Source organism: Nostoc foliaceum FACHB-393 (assembly GCF_014698505.1).
Taxonomy (GTDB): Bacteria; Cyanobacteriota; Cyanobacteriia; order Cyanobacteriales; family Nostocaceae; genus Nostoc; species Nostoc foliaceum_A.
This window is the reverse complement of sequence record NZ_JACJTD010000151.1, coordinates 1-4,642: the sequence shown is the minus strand read 5'-3', so window position 1 is coordinate 4,642 and position 4,642 is coordinate 1. Positions and strand designations below refer to the sequence as shown.

Below are 4,642 nucleotides of genomic sequence, written 5' to 3'. Positions count from 1 at the left end.
TAATCAGCAAAGGATTAAAAATGGCTAATCTTCCACCAATTAATTCAGTTGTAAAAGTCATTAAAGCCCTGACAGAAAAAGATCCAAGGTTAGGGCAAACAGGTACAGTAATCCAGTATTCAGTACACGGCATGGTTTGCGTTCATTTCCCAGACATGCCGCCTGGTCAAGGAATTTTTTTCAATGCACATCATTTACAAATCATAGAGTAATAGCCAAGATTATGCCGAGAAAATCCACTCATCCCACCCCTACTGATCAGTCCTTACTGTGCCTACAATATCTCAATCGTTGTGGTGGTAGCGCTCGATTGTGCAATATCAAATTTAGTCTCTGTGTCATACAAACATTAGTGAATCGAAAGCTGCTAAAAGTGACAAATACAGGTGCAGGTTTTTTTGTGGAGTTAGAGAATGCAGGATGACAATACAAGTCGAGCAGCTAACTACTAACGAATTTTTATGGGCGAAAGAGTGGATAAAAGAGTGTTTGCCTTGGCGCGATTTATCCTTCCCCGAAGAAGTTGAAGAACTCACAGAAAAAGAAATAATTTCAGGCATCAAAATCCACTATAGCGGAGGAATAAAACAGTTCAAGTTGTCTGTAGAGGATCATATTTTTCCTAGTAATTCATAAGAATAAGTGAAACCGATGGCTAATCACAAACAAATTGTTCGTTCAACTATGCAAGAGTCAAAAGTCCGGTTAGTTAAAAGTCATCGTCCAAGAAGACGATTCAATCCCAAGATTTTCGTTGACCGCACCATAGAAACAACTGCAATCGCCTCTTTGCTTTTGACTAGCTTTTCAGGAGTAGGAGCAATGGCTTGTTGGGGGCTGGAGATTATTGAGACTAATAATTCCAACATCATCATCTCTGGGTGGCAGCAACAGAAAAGTATTTGCTTGGGTGCAATGCTGGTAAGTTTTTCCGCATTCTTAGGGACTTCTCTAGTCGGAGCAAGCCTCAGTATTCAACGAGATAAATTTTAGGGAGGGAAACAACGATGGAAATCAAATTAACCACATCAGAAATTCGGACTATTTTACAAGGATGTCAATATACGTTGCAGCTTGTGGGAAGTAGTAAGGATTATCGCAGACTTCAGTCGTCCGAGTATTTTTCTACATCAAACAATGTAGTGCTAAATGATGCGTTTAATGTTTTGGGAGAAGTTGTAGACGCAATTGTTCAGGTGGAGCAATTTAATCAACAAGGAGAATCCGGTCATGGAGCAAGAAATTAAAAATGCAATTGGTTTGGGCAGTCATGAACTCGTGATAGAGCCGAAACCAAAACCTGAACCTGAACCAAAGTCAACAGTAACGATTTACGACTTCAGCGCTTTGTTATCCAAATACGAACCGCCGAAAAAACAACGGTAAAAGCTGTTTATCAACTATCTAAATTTAGAGGAGCAAGAAAATGACATTAACCCTAGATAATCGCTCTCAAAACAAAGAATCGTCCCTGACGCAAGCATTACGACAAATACAACAGCTAAACTCCAAGATTCAAGAGTTAGAGCAGCAGCATCAAGATTACGTGCAGAAGCAACAGAATTTGATTGCTGCGATTGCCGAAATCTGTGTTTCTCCAACGCAGGAAATACAGGCGCTGCGGATTCTGATTTATAAGGGAGAAGCAGCTTGTCGGCAGTATCTGCGTTCGGTGCTAGTCAAACAGGGTCAGGCTTCAAAAATGACCACAGGACAAATAGAAAAACCCACTTTAGATAAAAGAGCCAAAAACCGGGGTTTTCTGCAAAATTCAAAAAAATGAATTTTCTTTCTCATAGAGGCGCGGAATCAGTCAGGGCAAGGGATTGAGCAGACCATGAGACAGTTATTTTCACGGGATTACTAGGGTTTTGAGCCTCATCGAAATCATCCGCGTGTCCCAAAGCCTTGATGCTAACGTGTTTGAGGTCGAGCAGAGTCTCATGGTCTGCTTGCTTTTTACCGAAGGTACAAAAATTGTGCCTTCGGTATCGCTGCATCAAAACGCATCGAATGAAAGATTTTATAAGTAATTGCATTATGTCAAACAAACACTTATTGAAGGTGAAACTGATTCATCCTAAAGAATTTAAATTGAAGCACGGATTATCGGTGTCCGAGATTCATGAACTAAGCGATTATCCACCAGAAACTCTTAAGCACTGGTTAGCTGACGAGCATAGTAGTCGTTACCAACAACCAAAAGAATCTGTCTTAAATCATTTTGGTTTATTAGATTTATATTTAAGCGCTTTTTAAATCAAAAAAGGTCACACAGACACTACCCATATTAAGGCAGGTTTTTTATTATAAAAGGGTAAGGTCAATAAATAGTCAATTGACAGTTACAGAACAATGCTTATGAATATCAACATTGATATCAACGTAGATATTCATATTGATGTCAACATTGATATTAACGTTGACATCAATATTGATACGGCTGTGACGCGCATATTGACTAACTTTTTGAAACTGTTGATACGGATTTGACATTCTTAATGAAATCAGAGTGGAGAAAACAACTTTTTAGCTATCAACCAAGTAAATCAGGGGTAAATCCTTTAGTTTTACCAATGTCAAAAGCAAAAGCCGCGAAGATTTTAGGCATTTGCTACCGCACACTAGAACGATGGGCAGAGGTCGCGCCAATCATCCCAGAGTATAGATTAATACTTGTGAGAATGAAGACTTTGACCCAAGAAAAAAAATTACGTGCGCCACCAATCACACCTTATCAAGTATGGATCATCGGTAAGATTGGGGAATTGTTCTCTGATATAACTCAAGGGGTTGATAAAAAGGCTTTTGTTGAGATCATCATCGAAGCCAAAAAAGACGAGTACACCCGTGCCGAATTTGAAAAAGAACAACTGAGATTTACATCACAAGTATTAGGAGAGACACATCATGTCGGATAACACATTTACTCGTGCAGAACTATTTGAGCTATTGAGTGCTAGCTACAGCCCAGAGCAAATCATTGCTGGGTTAGAACAACTGGCTCAGTCAGATCCAGCTGTTGATCCAAACGCCCAAGAATTTCCTGTGGATATTAGCGATCGCTTAGAAAAGTTGTTCAATCTAGCGCAAGCAACCCTCGACAAATCGAAGCTGTTAGGAGGTAGCAGCAATTTGGCGAATATACAGACTCATGCAATAGACATGGCCACTGAACAATTACAATTTGTTGGAGTCAGTCGGGAAACTTTTAAAGCATTCTTGGATATCGTGGCAGGCAAGACTGTTGCTCAAGCGCTGGCAGTTCATGAGTTTGAGCAAGGATTGTTCGATGAAATCACGAGTGAACTTGATGCTCGTTCATTACAGCGACGCACAGAGCAAGGTTTTGATGAAATAGCGTTTATTTATCAACTGGCCAAGAATCCCGAAATCAGGCAACAAATTACCCAAGAGTACGGGTTAAAGACTGGGGATGAGATTAAGCAACAAGTTCAAACCCTCACTACTGCTGCAACTGTTGGTTTTGACCCGAAAGCATTTTTAGACGAATTAGGAGTGCCGACATCAGAAAAAAAGTCGAAACGACCTGCGACAATTCAGGATCTGAAAAATTTGACACGCTCTTTGTTGAGCAAACAACTCCAGTCTCCAACTTAAAATGGCGCAAGTTCTTCAAGGAGAATCTTTTCGGATTCTCAGTCATTTTTTTTCTAGTTTGCATTGGGCTGTCTGTTTACGTTCGCGTTATTAATGCACCGCCACCCCAGACAACACAAAGTATCTATGGGCTTCAACAATGAAATACCAGAAGCAAGCGATGTTGGGATTATTGGGCATGGGGTTAATCGCAAGTCCTTGGTTATCACAACTGCCAGCCCAATTCAAAACTTACTCTCACGGCATTACTATTCGTGAGTCTGAAGAACTAGAACGCATTAAAGCCGAGCAAAGGGCAGCGACCGCCGACAAGATTAATTCTCTCGGAGTTACGCCCTCATTCAGTAAATTACGAATCAGGAACTATCTAGACTCAAAAAAACGTAACCCTAGACCTGACACTACAGGTTATTTAGAAGATGAGACAGTTTTTGTGTATGACTCAACGGGTTTTTGTATTGGGCGAATTGAACAGAGGCAATGGAAATGGAAATATCGATTCAAAAATGCTTGTAAGAATTCGCCGATATTTAAAGATTCATCCAATTGATTTATGAAATATCTCACTCCAAACAAATCTAATTCACAACCAAACCCAGAACCATCACCACAAAGAGAGCCGAAAAAAGGAGGGAGTGACTACTTAGAATTATTAGCTCGATGGATTGTGGCATTAATCTCACTGCCAGTCATCTTTATCTCACATATCATTGCCCAATTTGTTACCCCAGGCACACCCGGATACAAGCTTGTTGGTGCAATTGGTTTCTGGATTGGCACACTCCTTTCTACTGATAGCATCTGGCAGGTTTTATTTCAAGGAAAACCGATTTTTCCCTGGTTTGAAACAGAATGGATTGGTTGGTTTGGTTGGTTACAACTCCTATTTAATCCCTTGTTTTGGATTAGCTTCGGTATCTCTGCACTTGTCCAAGTGATGGAAGCTAGGACATTGCGTGGTAAAGACCCACAACAGGCCAAGAACGAGTTTGAGGAATCAAAACAATACACACTCGGCAGT

The 4,642-nt window shown here is 40.4% G+C and carries 12 protein-coding genes and 1 pseudogene; 12 read left to right on the top strand and 1 reads right to left on the bottom strand.

The genetic code is table 11. The features are described from left to right. The 6 genes from H6G92_RS38260 to H6G92_RS38235 form a co-directional block, all read left to right on the top strand. A partial coding sequence (locus H6G92_RS38260) for a hypothetical protein (RefSeq protein ID WP_242059334.1) occupies positions 1 to 212 on the top strand: 212 nt, incomplete at its 5' end. A 208-nt stretch (positions 213 to 420) separates the two neighbouring features. Further along, positions 421 to 636: a hypothetical protein gene (locus H6G92_RS38255; RefSeq protein ID WP_190902010.1), complete on the top strand. Its 216-nt coding sequence runs from the start codon at positions 421 to 423 to the stop codon at positions 634 to 636. Between the two features lie 15 nt (positions 637 to 651). Further along, positions 652 to 993 carry a hypothetical protein gene (locus H6G92_RS38250; protein WP_242059526.1) on the top strand — a complete coding sequence of 114 codons (342 nt, stop codon included), beginning with the start codon at positions 652 to 654 and terminating at the stop codon, positions 991 to 993. A gap of 14 nt (positions 994 to 1,007) precedes the next feature. After that, a complete protein-coding gene (locus H6G92_RS38245) occupies positions 1,008 to 1,247 on the top strand; it encodes a hypothetical protein (RefSeq protein WP_190902008.1) in 240 nt (79 codons plus the stop codon). Then, complete coding sequence (locus H6G92_RS38240; protein ID WP_190902006.1) at positions 1,231 to 1,386, top strand: hypothetical protein; 156 nt, start codon at positions 1,231 to 1,233, stop codon at positions 1,384 to 1,386. Before H6G92_RS38245 ends, H6G92_RS38240 begins: the two co-directional genes overlap by 17 nt. A 40-nt stretch (positions 1,387 to 1,426) precedes the next feature. Continuing rightward, positions 1,427 to 1,783 carry a hypothetical protein gene (locus tag H6G92_RS38235; RefSeq protein WP_190902004.1) on the top strand — a complete coding sequence of 119 codons (357 nt, stop codon included), beginning with the start codon at positions 1,427 to 1,429 and terminating at the stop codon, positions 1,781 to 1,783. Positions 1,784 to 1,793: 10 nt separating this feature from the next. On the opposite strand, the gene H6G92_RS38230 is transcribed toward H6G92_RS38235, so the two are convergent. Then, a complete protein-coding gene (locus H6G92_RS38230) occupies positions 1,794 to 2,000 on the bottom strand; it encodes a hypothetical protein (RefSeq protein WP_190902002.1) in 207 nt (68 codons plus the stop codon). A 40-nt stretch (positions 2,001 to 2,040) separates the two neighbouring features. On the opposite strand from H6G92_RS38230, the gene H6G92_RS38225 reads away from it, so the two are divergent. The 6 genes and pseudogenes from H6G92_RS38225 to H6G92_RS38205 form a co-directional block, all read left to right on the top strand. Then, positions 2,041 to 2,259, top strand: coding sequence for a hypothetical protein (locus H6G92_RS38225; protein WP_190902000.1), 219 nt, complete (start codon positions 2,041 to 2,043; stop codon positions 2,257 to 2,259). A gap of 102 nt (positions 2,260 to 2,361) precedes the next feature. After that, positions 2,362 to 2,493, top strand: a complete 132-nt coding sequence (locus tag H6G92_RS40735) for a hypothetical protein (protein ID WP_277926956.1) — start codon at positions 2,362 to 2,364, stop codon at positions 2,491 to 2,493. 83 nt (positions 2,494 to 2,576) lie between these two features. Beyond that, on the top strand, positions 2,577 to 2,921 hold the full coding sequence (locus H6G92_RS38220) for a hypothetical protein (RefSeq protein ID WP_242059525.1): 345 nt from the start codon (positions 2,577 to 2,579) through the stop codon (positions 2,919 to 2,921). After that, positions 2,911 to 3,621, top strand: coding sequence for a hypothetical protein (locus H6G92_RS38215; RefSeq protein ID WP_190901996.1), 711 nt, complete (start codon positions 2,911 to 2,913; stop codon positions 3,619 to 3,621). The genes H6G92_RS38220 and H6G92_RS38215 overlap by 11 nt, the downstream gene beginning before the upstream one ends. Positions 3,622 to 3,760: 139 nt before the next feature. Next, on the top strand, positions 3,761 to 4,171 hold the full coding sequence (locus H6G92_RS38210) for a hypothetical protein (RefSeq protein WP_190901994.1): 411 nt from the start codon (positions 3,761 to 3,763) through the stop codon (positions 4,169 to 4,171). A 3-nt stretch (positions 4,172 to 4,174) separates the two neighbouring features. After that, positions 4,175 to 4,642: pseudogene (locus H6G92_RS38205) on the top strand (hypothetical protein); the annotation flags it as partial.